Source organism: Actinomadura sp. GTD37 (assembly GCF_041951365.1).
In the GTDB taxonomy this organism is placed as follows: Bacteria; Actinomycetota; Actinomycetes; order Streptosporangiales; family Streptosporangiaceae; genus Spirillospora.
In genome coordinates this window covers 15,619-36,260 of record NZ_JBGNUS010000017.1, presented here as the reverse complement: position 1 = coordinate 36,260, position 20,642 = coordinate 15,619, and the positions used below count along the sequence as shown (strand labels likewise).

Below are 20,642 nucleotides of genomic sequence, written 5' to 3'. Positions count from 1 at the left end.
CGGGGGACAGGGTGACGGGGGGACGGGGCCCGGGGGAGCAGGGGCCGGGCCGCCGGGCCGCGGTGCTGGGGTCGCCGGTCGCGCACTCGCTGTCGCCGGTCCTGCACCGCGCGGCGTACGCGGCGATGGGCCTGCGCACCTGGTCCTACGAGGCGGTCGAGTGCGGCGAGGACGGTCTGGCCGGGCTGCTGGACGGCCTCGGCCCCGAATGGGCGGGCCTGTCGCTGACCATGCCGCTGAAGCGGGTCGCGCTCGACCTCGTCGACTCGGTGTCCGACCTGGCGGTGAAGGTGGGCGGCGCCAACACGGTCGTCCTGCGGGACGGGCGGCGGCACGGCGACAACACCGACGTGCACGGCATCGAGACGGCGCTGACCGAGGCGGGCCTCAAGGCGCCGCCTTCGGCGCTCGTGCTCGGCGGCGGCGCGACGGCGGCGTCCGCGCTGGCCGCGCTCGCCCGGCTCGGCACGTCCGAGGCGGTGCTCGCGGCGCGGACGCCCGAGCGCGCCGCCGGCGCCGCCGAGGTGGGGGAGCGGTTCGGCCTCGCGGTCCGCGTCGTGCCGCTCGACCGGGTGGCCGCGCACCTGCCGGCCGACCTCGTGGTGTCGACGCTGCCGGGACGCGCGGCCGACGCGTTCGCCGAACCGGTCGCCGCGTCGGGCGCCGCCCTGTTCGACGTGGTGTACGCGCCGTGGCCCACGGCGCTCGCCGCAGCGGTGGAGCGGGCCGGCGGGACGGTCGTGGGCGGGTTCGCGATGCTCCTGCACCAGGCCGTCCGGCAGGTGGTGCTGATGACCGGCCGCGAGGACGTGCCGGTGGCGGCGATGCGCGCCGCCGGAGAGGCCGAACTCGCGCGCCGCGCCTGACGCCCCGTGTCTGACCCCCGTGCCTGGCGCTCCGCCCGGTCAGGGCGGGGCGGGCGGCGGCCCGCGCGGGGTGCGGCGGCGCTTCACCGACTCGTCGACGCTGGTCAGGATGATCGGCAGGATCACGCTCAGCCAGAAGTCCTTCCAGCCCCACAGGCCCGCCGCGACGCCCAGCGCGCTGGCGGCGCACACGAGGCTCAGCAGGAACGCCGCCCAGTGCCGCAGGGCGAGCCCCACCGGATCGATCATCCTGCGGTGCGGCAGGAGGTCGGCCAGCGCCCGTTCCCGCGCGTGCGACCGCTGCACGACGGTCGCGTCCGGCAGCCAGTGCAGGATGTCGGCGTGCCCGGCGAGCGGGACGCGGCTGAGCGCGATCAGCGTCTCCAGCCGCCACCACAGCGTCCACAGCGAGGTGCGCCCGCTGCCCGGGTAGCGGTTCCAGCGCGGGTCGGCGAACTCGCCGCGCGCGAGCGTCCGGAACGCCCGCGCGACGACCGGGCCGTGCGGGCCGCGCGGATCGCGCAGCAGCGCGGTCAGCGCGATCGGCAGCCCGTAGTGCCAGAGGGCGAGCCGCCACACGCGTCCCGGCCCGGCGCCCCCCGGCTGCGGGGAGACGTCGTAGGTCTCGATCCACGTGTGGTCGTCGTCGGGGTCGAGGTGCTCCAGCAGCCAGTCGTAGGCGTCCAGGAGCCGCTCCGTCCGCAGCTCCGGGCGCGCCTCGGCCAGCGTCACCAGCGCGAACGCGGTGTGGGTGACGGTCGGCCGGGACGCCGGGGTCGGCCCCCAGCCGGGGCGGTGCGCGGTCCGGTCGGCGGTCAGCCACTCCACTCCCCGGTCGACCGCCGGGTCGTAGGGGTTGAGCTGGCTGAGCGCGCGCAGCGCCAGGCACGTCAGCCAGACCCGGGACGGGCAGCCGCGCAGCGAGCCCCATCCCCCGTCCGGGTTCTGGTTGCGCAGCAGCCACCGGTAGGCGCGCCCGGTGTCGGGCGCGTCGTCGCGCAGGTCGCAGCGGGCGCGGGCGAGGAACCGCGCGATCCAGCCGGTCGCCTCGACCACCGGCATGCCGAGGCTGGTCTTGGTGGCCCAGCCGCCGTCGCGGAGCCCGTCGTCGGAGCGGGCCTGCCGGGCGGCGAGGAAGGCCAGCCCCTCGTCGAAGTACTCGAACGGGCGCCCCGCCTCGACGAACGCCAGCAGCCCGAGGGCCGTCGCGGTCGTGCCCGGCTCGGGCCGCGCCAGCTCGTGGTACCAGCCGCCGCCGGAGCCGAGCGCGGGCGCGTAGGTGTCGCGCAGGACGTCCAGCGACTCGTTCAGCCGGGTTTCGAGGACGGCCATGTCGATGACCGGGGCGTCGCGGGGCGGGCGCGGCCGGCGTCGCGGCGGGACGGGGGGACGGTCGGCGCGGGGGGCGGGCGCGGGGAGCGGAGGTGTCTGGTTCAACGCTGTCTGCTTAGTGGTGTCGCCTTCTGCTCTTTTTGTTCCCGCCAGGACACGCTTTGTACCCCGCGGGTTCCATGTCTGTATCCGCGGCCGCACAGATCGCCGGGGCCGGGCACCGGGCACGCTGGAGGGGGAGTGGTCCCCGTTCCGTGGTGCTGGAGGAGGCTTGGCCGAGCCGACGGCGTGGAGCGAGCCCCCTGACGAGCCCCGGCACGAGTGCGTCCTGTGCCCGCCGCTGCGGTTCCGGTTCAACGGCATGGCCGGCCTGCCCGGCGAGTCCGGGGTGATCGCCGGCGACCGCGACTTCCTCCTCATCCCGGACGTGGCGCCCCTCGCCGACGGCCATGTCCTCCTGGTGACCCGCGACCACTACCGGTGCGCGGGGGAGTTCGGCCGGACGACGTGGGAGCGCGCGCTGCGCTGGCGCGACCGCGTCGCCCGCCTCTACCGCGCGGCCTACGGGAGCGGCGAGCTGCTGCTGTTCGAGCACGGACCGGCCCGCTCCCAGGGCGGCGGCGCGTGCATCGACCACGCGCACTGGCACCTGCTCCCCGGGACGCCCGGCATCCGCGCGGTGGTGGAGGAGCGCGGGCGGCCCGGAGCGCCCGCCGGCCGCGCCGTCCTCCGGGCCCACGTCCGCAGCGGCCGCTCCTACCTGCTGATCGAGGAGGGCGGCGTCATGACCGTCCACCCCGGCGACGGCGTCGAGAGCCAGTTCCTGCGCTGGGCCGTGACGGCCGCCGGGCCGGACGGGACGTGGCGCTGGCAGGAGACGTTCGGCCTCCCCGGCAGCAGGCGGCGCTTCCTGCGCACCCTGCGGGCGCTGCGCACGGCGGCGGCCGCGCTCCCGGACGGCGATCAGCCTCCCGAGAGCCACCAGTAGAGCTCGCACGAGGCCAGCCGGTCCCCGAAGCCCGCGCGCTCCACGCCGTCCCGGTAGCCGGTGGGGTACTCCATCAGCAGCCGTCCCCGCTGGTAGGCGAGCGCGTGCTCCAGGGACGTCGGGCCGAACCGCAGCAGCCACAGCGGCCTCCCCGGCACCTCGCGGTCCAGCACCGGCAGCAGCTCGCGCACCGCCCGCGCGCCGGACGGCGCCGGGCGGCCGAGCAGGCGCGCCAGCGTGGGCGCCTCGGCGAAGACGGCGTCCGCGCGGGCCAGCGCCGGCAGGACGGCGGACGCCGGGAGCCGCGCGTCGATGTCGTGCGGGACGAGGTCGAACGCCACCCGGGTCCCCGCCGCGCCCGCGATGCGCGCCGCCTCGTCCAGCGCCGCCCGCGAGACCGGGGACAGCAGCGAGTACCCGTCGGCGGCCAGCACGTCCGCGTCCCCGATCGCGGACGCGGCCCCCGCGACGTCCGCGGCGGTGAGCCGCCGTCCGGGCGGCTCGTCCTGCACGACCAGGAGCCGGACGCCCGGACCGCCGCCGTGCGGGCGGTCGCGCAGCATCACCGAGACGCCGTTCGGCGCGCCCGCGTCGACGAGCAGGTGGTCGTCCGCGCCGATCCGGCGCAGCTCCCCGCGGATGACCGGCGTGTATCCGTCGTCCCCGACCTTCGCCAGCACCCCCACCCGGCGGAAGTAGCCGGCCGCGCACCGGGCCAGGTTGACCGCCGTCCCCGCGACCACGGCGCGCGCCGGGGCGTAGGAGAGCCGGTCGGCGCGCAGGTCGGCGAACCGGACGTCCGGCAGCGCGGCGCGGACCTCGATGCAGGCGTCGCCGGCGGCGAGCAGCGCGAACCTGCGCTCGGCCGCGCCGTCGAGGCCCGGCCACTCGGCGGGCGAACGCGGCGGGACCACGCGCCGGCCGTCAGGCGCCCGGCGACAGGAACGCCCGCATCACCGGGCGCAGGCTCGGGATGAGGTCGTACCGGCCGAGCTCGTCCAGCGGCACCCAGGCGCAGCCGTCCAGGTGATCGCTCTCGTCCTGGTTGCCGAGGGTGGCGTCCAGCGTCACCGGCCGGCACCGCCGCGCCGCCGCGACGACCCGCGCCCGCCCGCCGGGCGGTCCGCCGCGGTCGGGCATGAACCACTGCCACAGGTGGAACGGCGGCCCCGGATCGATCTTGAGGCCGACCTCCTCCCAGACCTCCCGGCGGATGTGGTCGTCGAGATCGAGGTCGGCGTCCACCTCCAGGCGCCCGCCGGGCACCTCCCAGCGGCCCGGGTGGAACGGGTCGGACGCGGACTTGCGGACGAGCAGCAGCGCGCCGCCGGACACGATGAACGCCTTCTGCGCGAACTGCAGCGCGATCGGCGACAAGGCGGTGAGGGGGCCGGCGGCGCCGGCCTCGACCGAGGGCATCGCGGGAACAACCTCCCTGGTGCCGGCCCACCGGGCCGTCTCGGCTCCACCGTAACAACGGCGGCCGGGCGCGCCGAGACGCCCGCCCGGCCAGAACACCCTCACCTCCAGGGCCCGCCCCGCCCGGCCGGGGGAATGGCGAGGAGCCCGGAGCTGTTCTAAAGGTGGCGTACCTCACGAGGCACCCGGCCATGCCGCACGTCACGGCACGGTTTCCGGCATGGCGCGCCCGCACCCGCCGGGTGGTAGTCTTAGTGGTCGACCGGCCCTGTGCGCGCGATCCGAGTGATGGCGTGTGCCGGGCGCTCAAGCGGAGGCCACCTCCCACCTGACCGGCCGAGGCCGCGGATCCTGCTGGCCGCCCACCAGGGCGGCACCGCCGGAGCCCGCGGTATCGATCTGGGGACATCCCGGATTCCAAGGCCGGTGGGTATCGGTCCGGCGAACGGGCGCAGCGCGCCCGTCCCGCCGTCGTTCCCGGACGGCCCGTCCGCCCGGGAAGACCGAAGGTGGCCCCGTGCGTGAGTCGTACGGGGCTTTTCTCGTGGGAGCCTCGGGGTACGACCGGTCCAACGAACTTGAGAACGGCCCCAAGGAGGTCCCATCAGCGCCGAACCGCGTATCAACGACCGCATTCGCGTGCCCGAGGTCCGGCTCGTCGGCCCGAACGGCGAACAGGTGGGCATAGTGCCCATCGCCAAGGCCCTTGAACTCGCGCGTGAGTCGGACCTCGACCTCGTCGAGGTGGCGCCCACCGCGCGCCCGCCCGTCGCCAAGCTCATGGACTACGGCAAGTTCAAGTACGAGTCCGCGATGAAGGCGCGTGAGGCGCGGAAGAACCAGGCGCACACGGTCATCAAGGAGATCAAACTCCGCCCGAAGATCGACCCGCACGACTACGAGACCAAGAAGGGTCACGTGGTGCGGTTCCTGAAGGCCGGGGACAAGGTGAAGGTCACGATCATGTTCCGCGGTCGTGAGCAGTCCCGCCCCGAGCTGGGCTACCGGCTGCTGCAGCGGCTCGCCGACGACGTCGAGGAGCTCGGCTTCGTCGAGTCGCGGCCCAAGCAGGACGGCCGAAACATGATCATGGTGCTCGGCCCGCACAAGAAGAAGACGGCCCGCGGGCAGGAGGCCGAGACCACCGCCTGACGGCCGTCCAGGGACGGCCTCGCGGCGGTCCCGAGACCGCGACCTCGCGGCTGAGCGGGGTCGCGGCGCACGTACATTGAAGCCTGACCTGGCGCGTCCACGGACCTTCGTGGGGTGCGCCGATCAGGCGCGCCCCCGTGCGGCACGGCACGGGGGCCGGGAATGAAGGAGACGACGGCGACCATGCCGAAGACCAAGACCCACAGTGGTGCCAAGAAGCGCTTCAAGCTGACCGGCTCCGGCAAGGTGATGCGCCGCCGCGCCAACAAGAACCACCTGCTCGAGCACAAGCCGACCAAGCGGACGCGCCGGCTCTCCGGCCCCGCCGTGGTGGCCGCCGCCGACGCGAAGAACATCAAGAAGCTGCTGCGCAAGTAGCCCTCGACCAGCAATGTCAGCGACCGGCCGAGGCCGTACGGCCCCGGCCCCCACGAAGGAGTTCAGAACGTGGCACGCGTGAAGCGGGGCGTCAACGCCGCCAAGAAGCGTCGGGTCGTCCTGGAGCGGTCGAGCGGTTACCGCGGTCAGCGTTCGCGCCTGTACCGCAAGGCCAAGGAGCAGCAGCTCCACTCGATGACCTACGCCTTCCGGGACCGCAAGGACCGCAAGGGGCAGTTCCGCCGGCTGTGGATCCAGCGGATCAACGCCGCGGCCCGCGCCAACGGGATCACCTACAACCGGTTCATCCAGGGCCTGAAGGCCGCGGAGGTCGAGGTCGACCGCCGCATGCTGGCCGAGCTGGCCGTCAACGACGCGCCGGCGTTCGCCGCCCTGGTCAAGATCGCCAAGGACGCGCTCCCGGCCGAGGGTTCGGAGGCGGCCTGAGCCGGGCGACCGGCACACGGGCGATCACAGCGACATGGCGGGCCGCGAGCTGACCTCTCTCCGATCACCACGGGTGAAGGCCGCTCGGCGGCTCGCCAAACGCGCGTTCCGGCGCCGCGAGAACCGGTTCCTCGCCGAGGGGCCGCAGGCGGTGCGGGAGGCGCTGGAGACGCCCGGCGGCCTCGCCGAGCTGTTCACCACGGCGGAGGCGGAGGCACGCCACCCCGAACTGGTGCTCGCCGCCGAGCGCGCGGGCGCCCCGGTGCTGCGCGTCAGCGGCGAGGTCATGGCGGAGCTGGCGCAGACCGTCACCCCGCAGGGGCTGCTGGCGGTCTGCGAGTTCGTCGACGTCCCGCTGGGCAAGGCGCTGGAGGCCGGTCCCCGGCTGGTGACCGTGCTCGCGCACGTCCGCGACCCCGGCAACGCGGGGACCGTGCTGCGCACCGCCGACGCCGCCGGCTCGGAGGCGGTCGTGTTCACCGACGCGTCCGTCGACCCCTACAACGGCAAGTGCGTGCGCGCCTCGGCGGGCAGCCTGTTCCACCTGCCGGTCGTCACCGGCCCGAGGTTCGACGCGCTGATCCCCGAGCTGAAGGGCGCGGGCCTCACCGTCCTCGCCGCCGACGGCGCTGGCGACCGCACCCTCGACGACGCGATCGACGCGGGGCTGCTCGCGCGCCCCACCGCGTGGGTGTTCGGGAACGAGGCGTGGGGGCTCCCCGACGAGATACTCCGGCACGTGGACGAGGTCGTGCGCGTGCCCATCCACGGGCGTGCCGAGAGCCTGAACCTGGCGACCGCCGCGGCCGTATGCCTCTACGCCTCGGCGCGCGCGCAGCGCGGGACGTGACGAGAACACGGGACGTTTCGGGCGCACGTGCGAACGGTCGCGTAAGTTCGCTGCATTCCGTGATCGGATGGCCGCAAGCGGTCGCCTGAGGCGCCGCTTCCCGGCCGGTGAGCTGGGAGGATGGACCGCGAACGGACGGCGGGCGGGGGCGCCCTGCCGCCGAGTGCGGCTCGTCCGCAGGTAGGAGCGGGATGGGGACCGGCGGGGGATTACGCCGTCCGACCCGCCGCCTACCGTGTTGATCAATGGGTTGACCAGGGGCGGCATGGCGCCGTGCAGAGTGGGGGCGAACGTGATGACCGAGGAGACCAGGCCGGCCAGGAGAGCGGCCCGGCGCGCGCCGGAGGTGAGGTGCCGCGCGGGCATGCGGGCCCCGGCCGCGGACGCCCCCGCGGGCGCGCCGGACCCGCTGGGCGCGCTCGGCGGGCTGCGGGTCGACCTCGCCCTGGTCCGGGGCGGCACGGCCGTCGTCGCGGTGGCCGGGGAGATCGACCTGCGCACGGCCGGCACGCTGCGCGACCGGCTCGTCGAGCTGCACGGCCGGCTGCCCCGGACGGGGCCGCGCCGGCTGGTGGCCGACTTCACCGCCGTCCCGTTCTGCGACGCGGCCGGGCTCGGCGCGCTGGTCGCCGCGCACAACCAGATCGCCGCGGACGGCGGCGAGATCGTCCTCGCCGGGGTCCGGCCCGCCCAGCTGCGGCTGCTGCGCATCACCGGGCTGCACCGGGTGTTCGCGGTCCACGCCCGCGTGGACGACGTGTGGGCCGCGCACGGCCCGTCCGCGACGTCCCTGTGAGGGATCCCGGAGTCGCTGGGAAAGTTCCCGGAAAGAAGTCCGGGTGAGCGGTCCCGGCCGGGAGTCCGGCGGGCGTTCCGGCGCGGGGACGATCCGGGCAGGTGAGGCCGCCCTCCGCGGGCGCGGCACCCCGTCCGGGAGGCTACAGATGCCTTGCCGCCGGGCGGTTTCCGGGTCCCGCAAGATGGCCGACTCCGGCTAGAGTCTCTATTCGACAGGCCGCGTTCTCATCGGTGTTCTGGAGGCCGCTGTGGGCGGAGAGGAGTCCCCTCACGCTGCCGCGCGCGTACCCGCGCAAGGGTCCGGGCCGGCCGCCGAGTGGGACGCCGCGGACGACCTTCCCGACGGGCTGATGGTCGCCGGCCGGGACGCCCGCGTCCTGGTGTTCAACGCCGCCGCCACGCGGATCACCGGGGTCGCCGCCGAGTCCGCCGTCGGCCGCGACTTCCGCGACGTCCTGCCCCTGCACGACGCCGAGGGCCGCGACTGGTGGAAGTGCCTGGCCCCCTACGACGGCCTGTGCACCCGCACCCGCCACCCCGAGCGCGCGCTGTTCCTGCCCGGCGGCACCGAGGTGCTGGTGACGGCCGCCTACCGGCGGGGCGAGCGCGGCCGGGTGGAGCGGTTCACCGTGTGCCTGCGCGACGCCGTGCACCGCGCCCGCCAGGAGCGCGACCGCGCCGACCTCGTCTCCACCGTCGCGCACGAGCTGCGCTCCCCGCTGACCAGCGTGAAGGGGTTCACCGCGACGCTGCTCGCCAAGTGGCACCGCTTCAACGACGACCAGAAGCGGGTGATGCTGGAGACCGTCAACGCCGACGCCGACCGGGTCACCCGGCTGATCACCGAGCTGCTGGACGTGTCCCGCATCGAGGCGGGCCGGCTGGAGATGCGCCGCCAGGTCGTCGACATCCCCGGCGAGGTCCGCAAGATCATCGCGGGCCGGGTCGCGGCCGGCGAGCCGGAGGACCGGTTCCGCTTCGAGGCGCGCGGCGAACTGCCCGAGATGTGGCTCGACCCCGACAAGATGGACCAGATCCTCGGCAACCTCGTCGAGAACGCGGTGCGCCACGGAGCGGGTACTGTCACCATCATGGTGGAGCCGGACGCGCATAAGGAGGGGGCCGCCGTGTCGGTGCGCGACGAGGGCGAGGGCATTCCGCCCGAGGCCGTCCAGCGCGTCTTCCGGCAGTTCTGGCGCGGCCCCGGCGGCAACCGGCGCGGCGGCACCGGCCTCGGGCTCTACATCGTCAAGGGCCTGGTCGAGGCGCACGGCGGCGTGATCACCGTGCGGCGGGCGCCCGGCGGCGGCGCCGAGTTCCGATTTACCGTGCCCGCAGGGGCCCCCGACTACGCCGGCTGAACGCGGCGCACACCGCCGCTCGCGGCGGCACCGGGTCCCTGGGCGGGCCAGCGCGTCTCGCGCACGCTTTCCGGATCTTCACCGTCCGCGGACTAGACTGCGGGCGTCCCACGCCGACCGGAGTCGATCACACCACCATGTCTGCACCCAACAAGTCCTATGACCCCGTCGAGGTGTCCGCGCTGCAGCCCGAGGAGCTGGAGCGGGCCCGTGCCGAGGCGCTCGCGGCCATCGCCGCGGCCGCCGACCTCGACGCCCTGAAGCAGGTCCGCCTCGCGCACGCCGGCGACCGTTCCCCGCTGGCCCTCGCCAACCGGGAGATCGGCGCGCTGCCGCCCGCGGCCCGCGCCGACGCCGGAAAGCGCATCGGCGCCGCGCGCGGCGCGGTGTCCAAGGCGCTGAAGGAGCGCCAGGCCGAACTGGAGGACGAGCGCGACCAGCGCGTCCTCGTCGAGGAGACCGTCGACGTCACCCTCCCGTGGGACCGCGCCCCGCGCGGCGCCCGCCATCCGCTGACCACGATGCAGGAGCGGATGGCCGACGTCTTCGTCTCCATGGGCTTCGAGGTCTCCGAAGGCCCGGAGGTCGAGGCGGAGTGGTACAACTTCGACGCGCTCAACTTCCTGCCGGACCATCCGGCCCGCACCATGCAGGACACCTTCTTCGTCGAGTCGGAGGAGTCCGGCCTGGTGATGCGCACGCACACCTCGCCGATGCAGATCCGGTCGCTGCTGTCCCGGGAGCTGCCGGTCTACGTGGTGGCGCCGGGCCGCACGTTCCGCACCGACGAGCTGGACGCCACGCACAGCCCCGTCTTCCACCAGCTGGAGGGCCTCGCGGTCGACGAGGGCCTGACGATGGCCGACCTGCGCGGCGGCATCGACGCGTTCGTCACCGGCATGTTCGGCGCGGGGCTGAGGACGCGGTTCCGGCCGTCGTACTTCCCGTTCACCGAGCCGTCCGCCGAGGTGGACATGCAGTGCTTCGTGTGCCGGGGGACGTCCGCCGAACCGGGCGGCGAGCCGTGCCGGACGTGCAGCTCGGAGGGCTGGATCGAGCTGGGCGGCTGCGGCATGGTCAACCCGCGGGTGCTGGTGGCCTGCGGCGTCGACGCCGACCGCTACAGCGGCTGGGCGTTCGGCCTCGGCGTCGAGCGGACGCTGATGTTCCGGCACGGCGTGGAGGACATGTACGACATGGTGGAGGGCGACGTCCGGTTCACCCTCCCGTTCGGGATGGAGATCTGATGCGGGCCCCGCTTTCCTGGCTGCGCGAGTACGTCGAGCTGCCGGCCGGCGTCACGGGCCGCGCCCTGGCCGCCGAGCTGATCGCGGCGGGCCTGGAGGTCGAGACGGTCGAGCGGGCCGGCGCCGACATCACCGGCCCGCTCGTCGTCGGCGAGGTCCTGGAGATCGAGGAGCTGACCGGCTTCAAGAAGCCGATCCGGCACTGCCGGGTGGACGTCGGCGACGCCAACGGCACCGGCGAGCCGCAGAGCATCGTGTGCGGCGCCACGAACTTCGCGGCCGGCGACCGCGTCGTGGTGATCCTGCCCGGCGGCGTGCTGCCCGGCGGGTTCGAGATCGGCGCCCGCAAGACCTACGGCCGCCTGTCCGAGGGCATGATCTGCTCGGTGGCGGAGCTGGGCATCGGCGACGACCACGGCGGCATCCTCGTCCTGCCGCCCGGCACGCCCGTCGGCGCGGACGCGATCGAGCTGCTCGGGCTGCGCGACGACGTCCTCGACATCGCCGTGACCCCCGACCGCGGCTACGCCCTGTCGATCCGCGGCCTGGCCCGCGAGGCGGCCACCGCCTACGGCGTCCCGTTCAAGGACCCGGCGGACGTGGAACTGCCCGCCGGAGAGGGGCCGGGGGGTCCGCCGGACGGCGGCGGGCCGGGCGGCGTCCACCCGGCGAGCATCGGCGACCCGACCGCGTGCGACCGGTTCGTGCTGCGGGAGGTGCGCGGCTTCGACCCGGACGCGGCGACCCCGATGTGGATGCGGGTCCGCCTGCACCGCGCCGGGATGCGCCCGGTGTCGCTCGCCGTGGACGTCACCAACTACCTCATGCTCGAACTCGGCCAGCCGCTGCACGCCTTCGACCGGGGCAAGCTCACCGGCCCGATCGTGGTGCGGCGCGCCGCGCCCGGCGAGACGCTGGAGACGCTCGACCACGTCGAGCGGAGCCTCGACCCCGACGACATCCTCATCACCGACGAGTCGGGGCCGATCTCGATGGCCGGCACGATGGGCGGGCTCGCCACCGAGATCGGCGACCGGTCGGCCGACATGGTCATCGAGGCGGCGCACTTCGACGCCATGGGCACCGCCCGGATGAGCCGCCGGCACCGGCTGCACAGCGAGGCGTCGCACCGGTTCGAGCGGGGCGTCGACCGCGAGCTGCCGCTGTACGCCTCGTACCGGGCGGTCCGGCTGCTCGCCGAGCTGGGCGGCGCGGAGATCGTGCCGGGCGTGACGCACGCCGAGGCGCCGGTCGAGCCGGTCGCGGTCACGATGCCGGCCGGGCACCCCGACCGGGTCGCGGGCGTGGCGTACGGGCGGGACGCGGTGGTCCGGCGGCTGGAGCAGGTCGGCTGCACGGTCGAGGGGGGCGAGGTCCTGACGGTGACGCCGCCGTCCTGGCGTCCCGACCTGACCGACCCGAACGACCTCGCCGAGGAGGTCATCCGCCTCGAAGGCTACGAGAACATCCCGGCCAGGGCGCCGCGTCCCAGCGCGGGCCAGGGCCTCACGACCGGGCAGCGGCTGCGCCGCCGGGTCGGCCGCGCGCTCGCGGGCGCCGGCTACGTCGAGGCCCTCGCGTTCCCGTTCCTGGCGGAGAAGGACCTGGACGGCCTCCAGCTCCCGGCGGACGACGCCCGCCGCCGGACGCTGCGGCTCGCGAACCCGATGTCGGAGCAGGAGCCGCTGCTGCGCACCACCCTGCTGCCGGGGCTGCTGAAGGTGCTGGCGCTGAACGTGGGGCGCGGCTTCGGCGACGCCGCCCTGTTCGAGCTGGGCGTGGTGTTCCGGCCGCGGCCGGACGCGCCGGAGCGCGCGCCGCGCCTCCCGGTCGACCGCGGCCCGACCGCCGAGGAGATCGCCTCGGTGGAGGCGGCGCTGCCCGACCAGCCGCACCGGGTCGCGGTCGTGCTGTCCGGCGACCGGGAGCCGTCGGGCTGGTGGGGCGAGGGCCGTCCGGCGCTGTGGGCGGACGCGGTCGAGGCGGCCCGCACGGTGGCCCGCGAGGCCGGTGTGGAGCTGACGGCCGAGGCCGACCAGCACGCCCCCTGGCATCCGGGCCGCTGCGCCGCGCTCTACGCGGGCGGCGCCCTGGTCGGCCACGCAGGCGAGCTGCACCCGCGCGTCACGAAGGCGTACGGGCTGCCGGCGCGGTCGTGCGCGATGGAGCTGGAGCTGCGCCGGCTGGGCGAGCCGGTGACCGTCCGCGCGCCGCACGTGTCGTCCTACCCGGTCGCGATGCAGGACGTCGCGCTCGTCGTCGACTCCGCGGTGCCCGCCGCCGAGGTGGAGACGGCGCTGCGCGACGGCGCCGGGAACCTGCTGGAGGCGATCCGGCTGTTCGACGTCTACACCGGCGAGCAGGTGGGGGAGGGCCGCAAGTCGCTGGCGTACTCGCTGCGGTTCCGCGCCCCCGACCGGACGCTGACCGCGGAGGAGGCGTCGCAGGCCCGCGACGCCGCGGTGGCGGCGGCGTCCGGCCGCACCGGAGCCGTCCTGCGCGGCGCCTGACACCGGCCGGACGCGCCCCGGACCCACGCCGGGTCCGGGGCGCGTCCGCGTCTCAGCCCGCGTGGTCGAGGCCGCCGTCGCGGCGGCCGACGGACACGAGCCGGTCCATCGACAGGGCCGCCACCGCGTACCAGCAGGCCCCGACGAGCGCCTCGGTCCCGAGCAGGCGCATGACGTGGCCGGCGGGCGCGCCGTCCAGGATGCCGCGCACCGCCTCCAGCCCGTGCACGACCGGCAGCGCGTGCGCCGCGGCCTCCAGCGGGGCGGGCCAGACGCCGATCGGGACGTTCACTCCGCCGAACGTCATCACGATCCCGTACGCGGCGTTGAGCACCAGCCATTCGACGCCGCGCATCCGCAGCGCGACGCCCGCCAGCGCGCACCCGTAGCCGTAACTGCTCGCGAGGATCAGCAGGACGGCCGGGAACGCGTACGCGGCGCGCGGCCACGGCAGCGGGACGCCCAGCAGCGGCGGCAGGACGAGCCACGCGACGAGCGAGCTGGTCAGGCCCGTCACCGTCCACTGGAGCCCCCGCCCGAGGTACACCGGCAGGTGCCCGGACGGTGCGATGGCGAGCAGCGGCAGCGTCCCCATGCGCCGCTCACCGGCCAGCGAGATCACCACGATGGTCGACTCCATGCAGGCCAGCACGACGATGTTGCCGATCAGCACGTACCGCATCGTGGCCTCGTCGCCGACGTAGCGTCCGAGCAGCGCGTAGAACGTCGCCTGGCAGAGCAGCCGCATCAGCCATCCGAACGTCCACGTCCGCCACGTGTAGACGGCGCCCATCTCCGCGAACCCCAGGTTCAGGGACTCCCGGACGATCCGGAGCACGTCCCTCATGCGAACTCCACCGTCCCTTTCCGGCGGGACTGGTCCACGTAGTGCCGTGTCAGCCACAGCCCCGCCGCCATCGCGGCCGCGCCCAGCACGAGGATCGCCGCGACCGACCGGGGCCAGCCCCGCGCGTCCCCGTGCACGGCGCCGCGGAGCAGCTCGGCGCTCCACGACAGGAACACGACGCGGCTGATCGGGTGCAGCCAGCCGGGCAGCGCCGCGACCGGGACGAGGATCCCGCCGAGGATGTAGAACGGGTAGCCGAGGGAGTTCTGCAGGACGTCGCGCGCCCGCGACACCACGAGCACCGCCGACAGCAGCGTGGCCGTGCCGATCGTGGCCAGGCAGGTGACCGCGACCGCGACGGCGAACAGCGCGGGGTCGGCGACCGTCAGCACCCGGCCGAAGCCGAGCGCCGCGACGAGCCACGACTCCGCGAACGCCGCCACGCCGACCAGCACCACCATCGCGACCCGTCCGGCGACGACCGGGCCGAGCGGCACGGGCGCCGCGATCATCGGGGAGAACCGCCCGGCCCAGCGGTCCTCGGGGACGATGCGCCCGGCGTAGTCGAGCGCGGCGACCCAGAGCCCGATCAGGCCCGGCGCCAGGACGGCGTTCGCCACGACGTCCGGGCGGTGCGCCGTCACGGTCAGCGCCAGCATCGTCGTCGTCTGCATGGGCGCGATGAGCAGGATGAGCGCGTGCCCGGGGTCGCGCCGCGACAGCGCCAGCTGGAGCAGGACCGCATGCCACATCACGCGGAGCGTGCTCATACCCGCATCCCCCGGTCGCCGACCGCGCGCAGGTAGACCTCTTCGAGCGTCGGCTCGCCGCGCCGGGCGGTGAGGACGTCGAGGTCCAGCAGCCGGGCGAGGACGCGGCGGGTGCCGTCCCGGTCGGCGGTGTGGACGCGCCAGGCGGCCCCGTCCCGCCGCTCGACGTCGGTCACGCCGGGCAGCGGGGCCAGGTCCCCGGCGACGGACGGGTCGGGGTGGGTGAAGTCGACGCACTCGCGCTCGCCGAGGAACCGCCCGGCGCGCGCGGTGTCCCCGCTCAGCAGCATCCGCCCGCGGTCGATGAGCGTCACCCGGTCGCACAGCGCCGCCGCCTCGTCCATGTCGTGCGTGGCCAGCAGGAACGTGCGGCCCTCCGCGCGCAGGTCGAGGACGAGCCGCCGGAACGCCCCGGCCGCGACCGGGTCGAGGCCGGACGTCGGCTCGTCCAGGAACAGCACGCGCGGCTCGTGCAGCAGGCCCCGCGCGAGGTGCAGCCGCTGCCGCATCCCGCGCGAGAACCGCTCCACGCGGTCGTCCGCGCGGTCGGCGAGGCCGACGCGTTCGAGCAGGGCGTCGGCGCGGTCGCGGGTCGTCCGGGCGTCGAGCCGGTACAGCGCGCCCCAGAACAGCAGGTTGCGGCGGGCGGACAGCCGGTCGTAGAGGCCCCGGTCGCCGCCGAGGACGAGCCCGATCCGGGACCGGACGGCGCGGGTGTCCGCGACCACGTCGCGGCCGAGGATCCGCGCCGACCCGCCCGACGGCAGCAGCACGGTGGAGAGGATCTTGACGAGGGTGGTCTTGCCCGCCCCGTTCGGCCCGAGCAGGCCGTGGATCTCGTTCTGCTCGACGGTCAGGGTCAGGTCGTCCAGGGCGACGACGGGGTCCTGCCGGCCGCGCTCGTAGACGCGGCGCAGCCCGGCGGTGTGCACGGCGGCTTCCATGTCTCCGACCGTCGCCGTAAGGCGGGGCCCGGAGCCATAAGGAGCCGGCTTATCTCCCGGACCGGCCCCTCAGGCCAGGCCGCGGTCGCGGGCGGCGGCGACGGCCTCGCCGCGCGAGGCGGCGCCCAGCTTGGCGAGGATGCGGGAGACGTGGACGCTGGCGGTCTTGGGGGAGATGACGAGCTCCTCGGCGATCTCCCGGTTGGAGCGGCCCCGCGCCAGCAGCCGCATCACCTCCGACTCGCGGGCGGTCAGCGGCCCGCCGGACGGCCCGGCCAGTCCCGCGCGGCGGGCGCGTTCGGAGACGCGGCGGGCCAGCGGCGCGGCGCCGAGGCGCGCGGCGATGTCCGCCGCGCGGGCGAACCGGGCGGCGGCCGCCGGACGGTCCCCGGCCGCGAGGTCGGCGCAGGCGGCGTCGAAGAGCGCCCGCGCGAGCGGGTACGGCTGGCCGAGGCCCTCCCACGTGCCGACGACGGCGTCCCAGTCCGCCGGGCCGCCCGCGAGCGCGGTGGCGGCCGCCCGGTGCGCCGCCGCCACGGGGGTCGCGGCGGGCGCCCGCGCGGCCAGTTCCGCGATCTCGGGGAGGCGCGGGCCGCCGGCGCGGGCGGCGGCCTCCAGCAGCGGCCAGAGATGGCAGGGCTGGACGGTGAGCCGCGGATGGCGCAGGACGGCGTCCACGGCCGCGCGGGCCGCCGGGCGGTCGTCCTCGGCCAGCCGCCACTCGACGGTCATCTGGGCGAGCGGCAGCGCGGTCTGCGGGAACCCCGTGTCGAACGCGGCGCCGAGCGCCTCCGGATCGGGCCGCGGGCCGGCGCCGCGGGCCGCCAGCAGGGCGATCCGCCAGATCATCATCTGCCGCCGGAAGGCCGGCCCGTGGTGGCGGTCGAGCCGCCGCTGGATCGCCCCGGCGGCCTCGTCCCAGCGGCCGAGCCGGTACAGGGCCTCGACCTCGTTGACCGCGAGCGCCGTCCCCGAGCCGTAGGCGACCCCCGCGTCCTCCGCGACGGCGAGCCCCTCGGCCGCGAGCGCCAGGGCCTCGCCGGCGCGGCCCCGGTTCAGGAGGCAGTGCACGAGCGTGTTCAGCGTCCGGGCGCGCACCCTCGGTTCGAGGTCGTGGCGCCTGACCCGTTCGAGGGGAGCCAGGTCGCCGTCCCCGTCCCGTGCCGCGGCGGCGGCCACGAGCGCCTTCAGCGAGGGGACGGCGGGCCCGAGGTCCAGGGCGCGCGCCAGTTCCAGCGCCTCCCTGCCGAGCCGCTCCCCCTCGCCGTGCTCGCCGTAGACCAGCAGCCGGGAGCTCAGCTGCGAGAGCACCCGGACGCGGTCCGGCGTCGGTGCGGCGGCGAGCCGTTCGGCCGCCCGCAGGTCGTCCAGCTCGTCCTCCCCGCCCTGGACGCCGCGCAGGCCCGCCCTCAGCGCCAGCAGCCGCGCGGCCAGGCCGGGGTCGTCCGCCGGCCCGTCCCCCGCCTCCTCCAGGGCCCGCCGGACGAGCGGCAGCCCGCGGTCGGCGTCGCCGACCATCCCGGCGGCCTCCGCGGCGGCCTCCAGCACCCGGACCCGGGGGAGGCCGGTCGAGGCCGCGGCGCCGGGCGCCAGGTCCCACAGGTCCAGGACGCGTTCCAGCAGCGTGAGCTGTTCGGCGTAGGCGGCGGCCGCATGGTGCTCGCCGGCGGCCCGCCACGCGGCCGCGAGGGCGCGCGCGTGGTCACCGCAGCCCTGCCAGTGGACGGCCAGGGCGCTCGCCGGGGCGCCGCTGAGCCCGGGGGAGCGCTCGATGCTCTCGGCGTACCGGCGGTGGAGCCCGGCGCGCTCGCCGGGGAGCAGGTCCTCGTGGACGGCCTCGCGGATGAGCGCGTGCCGGAACGCGTACCCGTCGCCGTCCGCGACGAGCAGGCCGCGGTCGACGGCGAGACGCAGCGCGGCGCTCAGCCCGGCGTCGGTCAGGCCGGTCACCGCGGCCAGCAGCGCGTGCCCGGTGCGGTCCCCGCCGGCGCTCGCCGCCCGCAGCGCCGCGCGGGACTCCTCCGGCAGCCGGCGGACGCGGCCGAGCAGCAGGTCGCGCAGCGAACCGGGGACCGCTCCGCCGGGGCTGCCGGCGAGCGCCTCCACGAAGAGCGGGTTGCCGCCGGCGCGGGCGTGGGCGTCCCGCGCCAGGGCGGGACCGGCGGCGCCGAGGATGCCGCGCATCTGGTCCGCCACCTCGGACGGGGTGAGCGGCGGCAGGCCGACGCGCGTCACATGGGGGAGGCGGGCCAGGTCGGCGAACAGGGGACGGGTGTCGGGCTCTTCGGGGCGGAAGGTGACGACGGGCAGCACCCGGCCGCGCGGCGGGTTCCGGAACAGGAAGGACAGCAGGTCGCGCGTCGAGCCGTCGGCCCAGTGGGCGTCCTCGATCACGAGGACGAGCGGTTCCCGCTCGGCGAGCCGCTCCACCAGCGCGAGGACGTGCTCGAACAGCCGCATCTGGCCGGTGCCGTCGTCGGCCGGCGGCGGCGCGGCGGTCAGCCCGGGCATGAGCCGGGCCAGCTCGGGCAGGGCCGTCCCGGGCATCAGCGAGGCGACGGTGTCGCGGCCGAGGCGGCGCAGGACGGCGCTGAACGGCGCGTAGGGCAGGCTGGCCGCGCCCAGCTCGAGGCAGCCGCCGGTCAGCGCGCGCAGGTCCCGGGTGAACTCGGCGACGAGGCGGGTCTTCCCGCCGCCGGCCTCCCCGCCGACGAGGACGGCGGCGGGTTCGCCCGCGCACGCCCGCGCGTGGGCGTCGCGCAACTCGGCCATCTCGGCGGCGCGCCCGGCGAACACGGGGCTGACGGTTCCCATCCGCACCAGGATGCCGGGCGGCCCGGCGGAGATCCACCGGAAAACCGCTTAACACTACTTGTGTTGCGATAAGCCGTCGGGTAACCTCGGTCCCGTCACATCGCCGCCCGGCAGGGGAGTCCATTGAGGATCTGAGGTCCGACACCGCGCGTACGGCCGTCCAGGCCCGCGCACGCGACCTCAGAGTGGACCCCGATCCGCCGGGCTTTCTCATGCCCGCCGGCGCGTCGCGCGATCCCGCGGTGTCTCCATGCAGCCCGAAACCGCTCGAAACCCATGGAGACCGCCCTTTATGTCATTCGCCATCGTGTGCTCGGACCTGTCGTTCGCCTGGGCGGACGGCACCGTCGTCCTGGACGGCCTCGACGCCGCGTTCGGCACCGGCCGGACCGGGCTGATCGGCGTCAACGGCTCCGGCAAGTCCACCCTGCTCAAGATCATCGCCGGTGAGCTGCGGCCCGCGTCGGGCGCCGTCGCCGTCGACGGGGAGATCGGCTACCTGCCGCAGAACCTCGTCCTCGACGACGCGGCCACCGTCTCGGACCTGCTCGGCATCACCGCGACCCGCGCCGCGCTGCACGCCATCGAGCGCGGCGAGGCCACCGAGGAGAACTTCACCGCCGTCGGGGACGACTGGGACGTCGAGGAGCGCGCCCGCGCCGAACTCGACCGGCTCGGCCTCGACCACCTCGGCCTGGACCGGACCGTCCCGACCCTCTCCGGCGGGGAGGCCGTGATGGTCGGGCTCGCGGCGCTGTTCCTCGCCCGTCCGGGCGTCCTGCTGCTGGACGAGCCCACCAACAACCTCGACCTGGACGCGCGGCGCCGCCTCTACGACGCGGTCGCGTCCTGGACGGGCGTGCTCGTCGTCGTCAGCCACGACCGGGAGCTGCTCGACCGCGTCGACGAGATCGCCGACCTGCGCGACGGCGCGGTCCGGGCGTTCGGCGGCAACCTGTCCGCCTACGAGGACCTGCTCGCCGTCGAGCGGGAGGCCGCGGAGCGGACGGTCCGGTCCGCCGAGACCGACCTGCGCCGCCAGAAGCGCGAACTGGAGGAGGCCCACGTCAAGCTCGCCAGGCGCAAGCGCTACGGCGCCAAGATGTACGAGAACAAGCGCGAACCGAAGATCGTCATGGGGGCGCGCAAGCGGGCCGCCCAGGAGTCGGCCGGCAAGCACCGCATCATGCACGAGGAGCGGCTCGCCGGCGCCCGCACCCGGCTCACCGAGGCGGAGGAGGCGGTCCGCGAGGACGCCGGGATCCGGATCGAGCTGCCCGCGACCCGCGTCCCGGCCGGCCGGACGGTCGTGACGGTGACCGGCCTGGCCGCGCCCGAGCCGGAGACCGGCACGCTCGCCGAGCTGATCGTCCGGGGCCCGGAGCGGATCGCGCTGACCGGCCCGAACGGCTCGGGCAAGACGACGTTCCTGCGTGCGCTGACCGGCGAGCGCGTGCCCGACGGAACGGAGGTGAGGATCGGCGTGGACGGCGTCCGCTACCTGCCGCAGCGCCTCGACGTCCTCGACGGGGAGCTGAGCGTCATCGGCAACGTCCGCGCCCAGGCGCCGTCGGCCGCGGTGACCGACATCAGGGCCGGCCTCGCCCGGTTCCTGTTCCGGGGCGCGCGCGCCGAGCAGCGCGCCGCGACCCTGTCGGGCGGGGAGCGGTTCCGCGCCGTCCTGGCGTCACTGCTGCTCGCCGAGCCCGCCCCGCAGCTCCTCCTGCTGGACGAGCCGACGAACAACCTCGACATGGCGAGCGCCGCGCAGCTCGCGCAGGCCCTCGCCGCCTACGAGGGCGCGCTGATCGTGGTCAGCCACGACATGCCGTTCCTGCGCACCCTGGGCATCACCCGCTGGCTGCGCATGGACCGCACCGCCGGCCTCAGCGAGACGGAGCCGATCGAGTAGCGATAAA

At 75.6% G+C, this 20,642-nt stretch carries 18 protein-coding genes; 11 read left to right on the top strand and 7 right to left on the bottom strand.

Features of this window, described 5'->3' with window-relative positions:
• Window positions 1-11: 11 nt before the first annotated feature.
• A complete protein-coding gene (locus tag ACA511_RS40445; protein ID WP_375030058.1) occupies window positions 12-866 on the top strand; it encodes a shikimate dehydrogenase in 855 nt (284 codons plus the stop codon).
• Window positions 867-905: 39 nt separating this feature from the next.
• Here ACA511_RS40445 and ACA511_RS40440 read toward each other — a convergent pair whose 3' ends face one another.
• Window positions 906-2,303 carry a prenyltransferase/squalene oxidase repeat-containing protein gene (locus tag ACA511_RS40440; RefSeq protein WP_375030057.1) on the bottom strand — a complete coding sequence of 466 codons (1,398 nt, stop codon included), beginning with the start codon at window positions 2,301-2,303 and terminating at the stop codon, window positions 906-908.
• Between the two features lie 166 nt (window positions 2,304-2,469).
• Here ACA511_RS40440 and ACA511_RS40435 point away from each other — a divergent pair, with 166 nt between their 5' ends.
• Window positions 2,470-3,186 (top strand): HIT family protein, encoded by a 717-nt coding sequence (locus tag ACA511_RS40435; protein WP_375030056.1) that lies wholly within the window; start codon window positions 2,470-2,472, stop codon window positions 3,184-3,186.
• On the opposite strand, the gene ACA511_RS40430 is transcribed toward ACA511_RS40435, so the two are convergent.
• Window positions 3,162-4,100 (bottom strand): carbohydrate kinase family protein, encoded by a 939-nt coding sequence (locus ACA511_RS40430; protein ID WP_375030055.1) that lies wholly within the window; start codon window positions 4,098-4,100, stop codon window positions 3,162-3,164. The two genes, ACA511_RS40435 and ACA511_RS40430, sit on opposite strands and share 25 nt — an antisense overlap.
• Before the next feature lie 10 nt (window positions 4,101-4,110).
• Window positions 4,111-4,605: an NUDIX domain-containing protein gene (locus ACA511_RS40425; RefSeq protein ID WP_375030054.1), complete on the bottom strand. Its 495-nt coding sequence runs from the start codon at window positions 4,603-4,605 to the stop codon at window positions 4,111-4,113.
• A gap of 603 nt (window positions 4,606-5,208) precedes the next feature.
• Between ACA511_RS40425 and infC the strand changes: the two genes are divergently transcribed.
• The 8 genes from infC to pheT all read left to right on the top strand — a co-directional run bounded on the left by infC (window position 5,209) and on the right by pheT (window position 13,348).
• Window positions 5,209-5,757, top strand: a complete 549-nt coding sequence (gene infC, locus ACA511_RS40420) for a translation initiation factor IF-3 (protein ID WP_375030069.1) — start codon at window positions 5,209-5,211, stop codon at window positions 5,755-5,757.
• A 183-nt stretch (window positions 5,758-5,940) separates the two neighbouring features.
• Window positions 5,941-6,135: a 50S ribosomal protein L35 gene (gene rpmI, locus ACA511_RS40415; RefSeq protein WP_375030068.1), complete on the top strand. Its 195-nt coding sequence runs from the start codon at window positions 5,941-5,943 to the stop codon at window positions 6,133-6,135.
• A gap of 69 nt (window positions 6,136-6,204) precedes the next feature.
• Window positions 6,205-6,582 carry a 50S ribosomal protein L20 gene (rplT, locus tag ACA511_RS40410; RefSeq protein WP_371944371.1) on the top strand — a complete coding sequence of 126 codons (378 nt, stop codon included), beginning with the start codon at window positions 6,205-6,207 and terminating at the stop codon, window positions 6,580-6,582.
• A 34-nt stretch (window positions 6,583-6,616) separates the two neighbouring features.
• Window positions 6,617-7,432: a TrmH family RNA methyltransferase gene (locus ACA511_RS40405; protein WP_375030053.1), complete on the top strand. Its 816-nt coding sequence runs from the start codon at window positions 6,617-6,619 to the stop codon at window positions 7,430-7,432.
• A 364-nt stretch (window positions 7,433-7,796) separates the two neighbouring features.
• Window positions 7,797-8,228 (top strand): STAS domain-containing protein, encoded by a 432-nt coding sequence (locus tag ACA511_RS40400; protein WP_375030052.1) that lies wholly within the window; start codon window positions 7,797-7,799, stop codon window positions 8,226-8,228.
• Between the two features lie 250 nt (window positions 8,229-8,478).
• Window positions 8,479-9,591 (top strand): ATP-binding protein, encoded by a 1,113-nt coding sequence (locus tag ACA511_RS40395; protein ID WP_375030051.1) that lies wholly within the window; start codon window positions 8,479-8,481, stop codon window positions 9,589-9,591.
• Window positions 9,592-9,728: 137 nt separating this feature from the next.
• Window positions 9,729-10,838 carry a phenylalanine--tRNA ligase subunit alpha gene (pheS, locus tag ACA511_RS40390; protein WP_375030050.1) on the top strand — a complete coding sequence of 370 codons (1,110 nt, stop codon included), beginning with the start codon at window positions 9,729-9,731 and terminating at the stop codon, window positions 10,836-10,838.
• The gene (gene pheT, locus ACA511_RS40385) at window positions 10,838-13,348 is read left to right on the top strand and encodes a phenylalanine--tRNA ligase subunit beta (protein ID WP_375030049.1); all 2,511 of its coding nucleotides are present in this window, start codon (window positions 10,838-10,840) and stop codon (window positions 13,346-13,348) included. The genes pheS and pheT overlap by 1 nt, the downstream gene beginning before the upstream one ends.
• A gap of 52 nt (window positions 13,349-13,400) precedes the next feature.
• Here pheT and ACA511_RS40380 read toward each other — a convergent pair whose 3' ends face one another.
• The 4 genes from ACA511_RS40380 to ACA511_RS40365 all read right to left on the bottom strand — a co-directional run bounded on the left by ACA511_RS40380 (window position 13,401) and on the right by ACA511_RS40365 (window position 18,723).
• Complete coding sequence (locus ACA511_RS40380) at window positions 13,401-14,195, bottom strand: ABC transporter permease (protein ID WP_375030048.1); 795 nt, start codon at window positions 14,193-14,195, stop codon at window positions 13,401-13,403.
• Window positions 14,192-14,965, bottom strand: a complete 774-nt coding sequence (locus ACA511_RS40375; RefSeq protein ID WP_375030047.1) for an ABC transporter permease — start codon at window positions 14,963-14,965, stop codon at window positions 14,192-14,194. The genes ACA511_RS40380 and ACA511_RS40375 overlap by 4 nt, the downstream gene beginning before the upstream one ends.
• Window positions 14,962-15,909, bottom strand: a complete 948-nt coding sequence (locus ACA511_RS40370) for an ATP-binding cassette domain-containing protein (protein WP_375030046.1) — start codon at window positions 15,907-15,909, stop codon at window positions 14,962-14,964. The genes ACA511_RS40375 and ACA511_RS40370 overlap by 4 nt, the downstream gene beginning before the upstream one ends.
• 69 nt (window positions 15,910-15,978) lie before the next feature.
• On the bottom strand, window positions 15,979-18,723 hold the full coding sequence (locus tag ACA511_RS40365) for an AAA family ATPase (protein ID WP_375030045.1): 2,745 nt from the start codon (window positions 18,721-18,723) through the stop codon (window positions 15,979-15,981).
• 292 nt (window positions 18,724-19,015) lie between these two features.
• Here ACA511_RS40365 and ACA511_RS40360 point away from each other — a divergent pair, with 292 nt between their 5' ends.
• Window positions 19,016-20,635, top strand: a complete 1,620-nt coding sequence (locus tag ACA511_RS40360) for an ABC-F family ATP-binding cassette domain-containing protein (RefSeq protein WP_375030044.1) — start codon at window positions 19,016-19,018, stop codon at window positions 20,633-20,635.
• The last annotated feature ends 7 nt before the right edge of the window (window positions 20,636-20,642 follow it).

Excerpts from the sequence above, each read along its gene's own strand:
- ACA511_RS40375 (WP_375030047.1), bottom strand. The coding sequence starts at position 14,965 with ATGAGCACGCTCCGCGTGATGTGGCATGCGGTCCTGCTCCAGCTGGCG.
- ACA511_RS40360 (WP_375030044.1), top strand. The coding sequence starts at position 19,016 with ATGTCATTCGCCATCGTGTGCTCGGACCTGTCGTTCGCCTGGGCGGAC.
- pheS (WP_375030050.1), top strand. The coding sequence starts at position 9,729 with ATGTCTGCACCCAACAAGTCCTATGACCCCGTCGAGGTGTCCGCGCTG.
- ACA511_RS40425 (WP_375030054.1), bottom strand. The coding sequence starts at position 4,605 with ATGCCCTCGGTCGAGGCCGGCGCCGCCGGCCCCCTCACCGCCTTGTCG.
- pheT (WP_375030049.1), top strand. The coding sequence starts at position 10,838 with ATGCGGGCCCCGCTTTCCTGGCTGCGCGAGTACGTCGAGCTGCCGGCC.
- ACA511_RS40405 (WP_375030053.1), top strand. The coding sequence starts at position 6,617 with ATGGCGGGCCGCGAGCTGACCTCTCTCCGATCACCACGGGTGAAGGCC.
- ACA511_RS40370 (WP_375030046.1), bottom strand. The coding sequence starts at position 15,909 with ATGGAAGCCGCCGTGCACACCGCCGGGCTGCGCCGCGTCTACGAGCGC.
- rpmI (WP_375030068.1), top strand. The coding sequence starts at position 5,941 with ATGCCGAAGACCAAGACCCACAGTGGTGCCAAGAAGCGCTTCAAGCTG.
- ACA511_RS40380 (WP_375030048.1), bottom strand. The coding sequence starts at position 14,195 with ATGAGGGACGTGCTCCGGATCGTCCGGGAGTCCCTGAACCTGGGGTTC.
- ACA511_RS40400 (WP_375030052.1), top strand. The coding sequence starts at position 7,797 with ATGCGGGCCCCGGCCGCGGACGCCCCCGCGGGCGCGCCGGACCCGCTG.
- ACA511_RS40365 (WP_375030045.1), bottom strand. The coding sequence starts at position 18,723 with ATGGGAACCGTCAGCCCCGTGTTCGCCGGGCGCGCCGCCGAGATGGCC.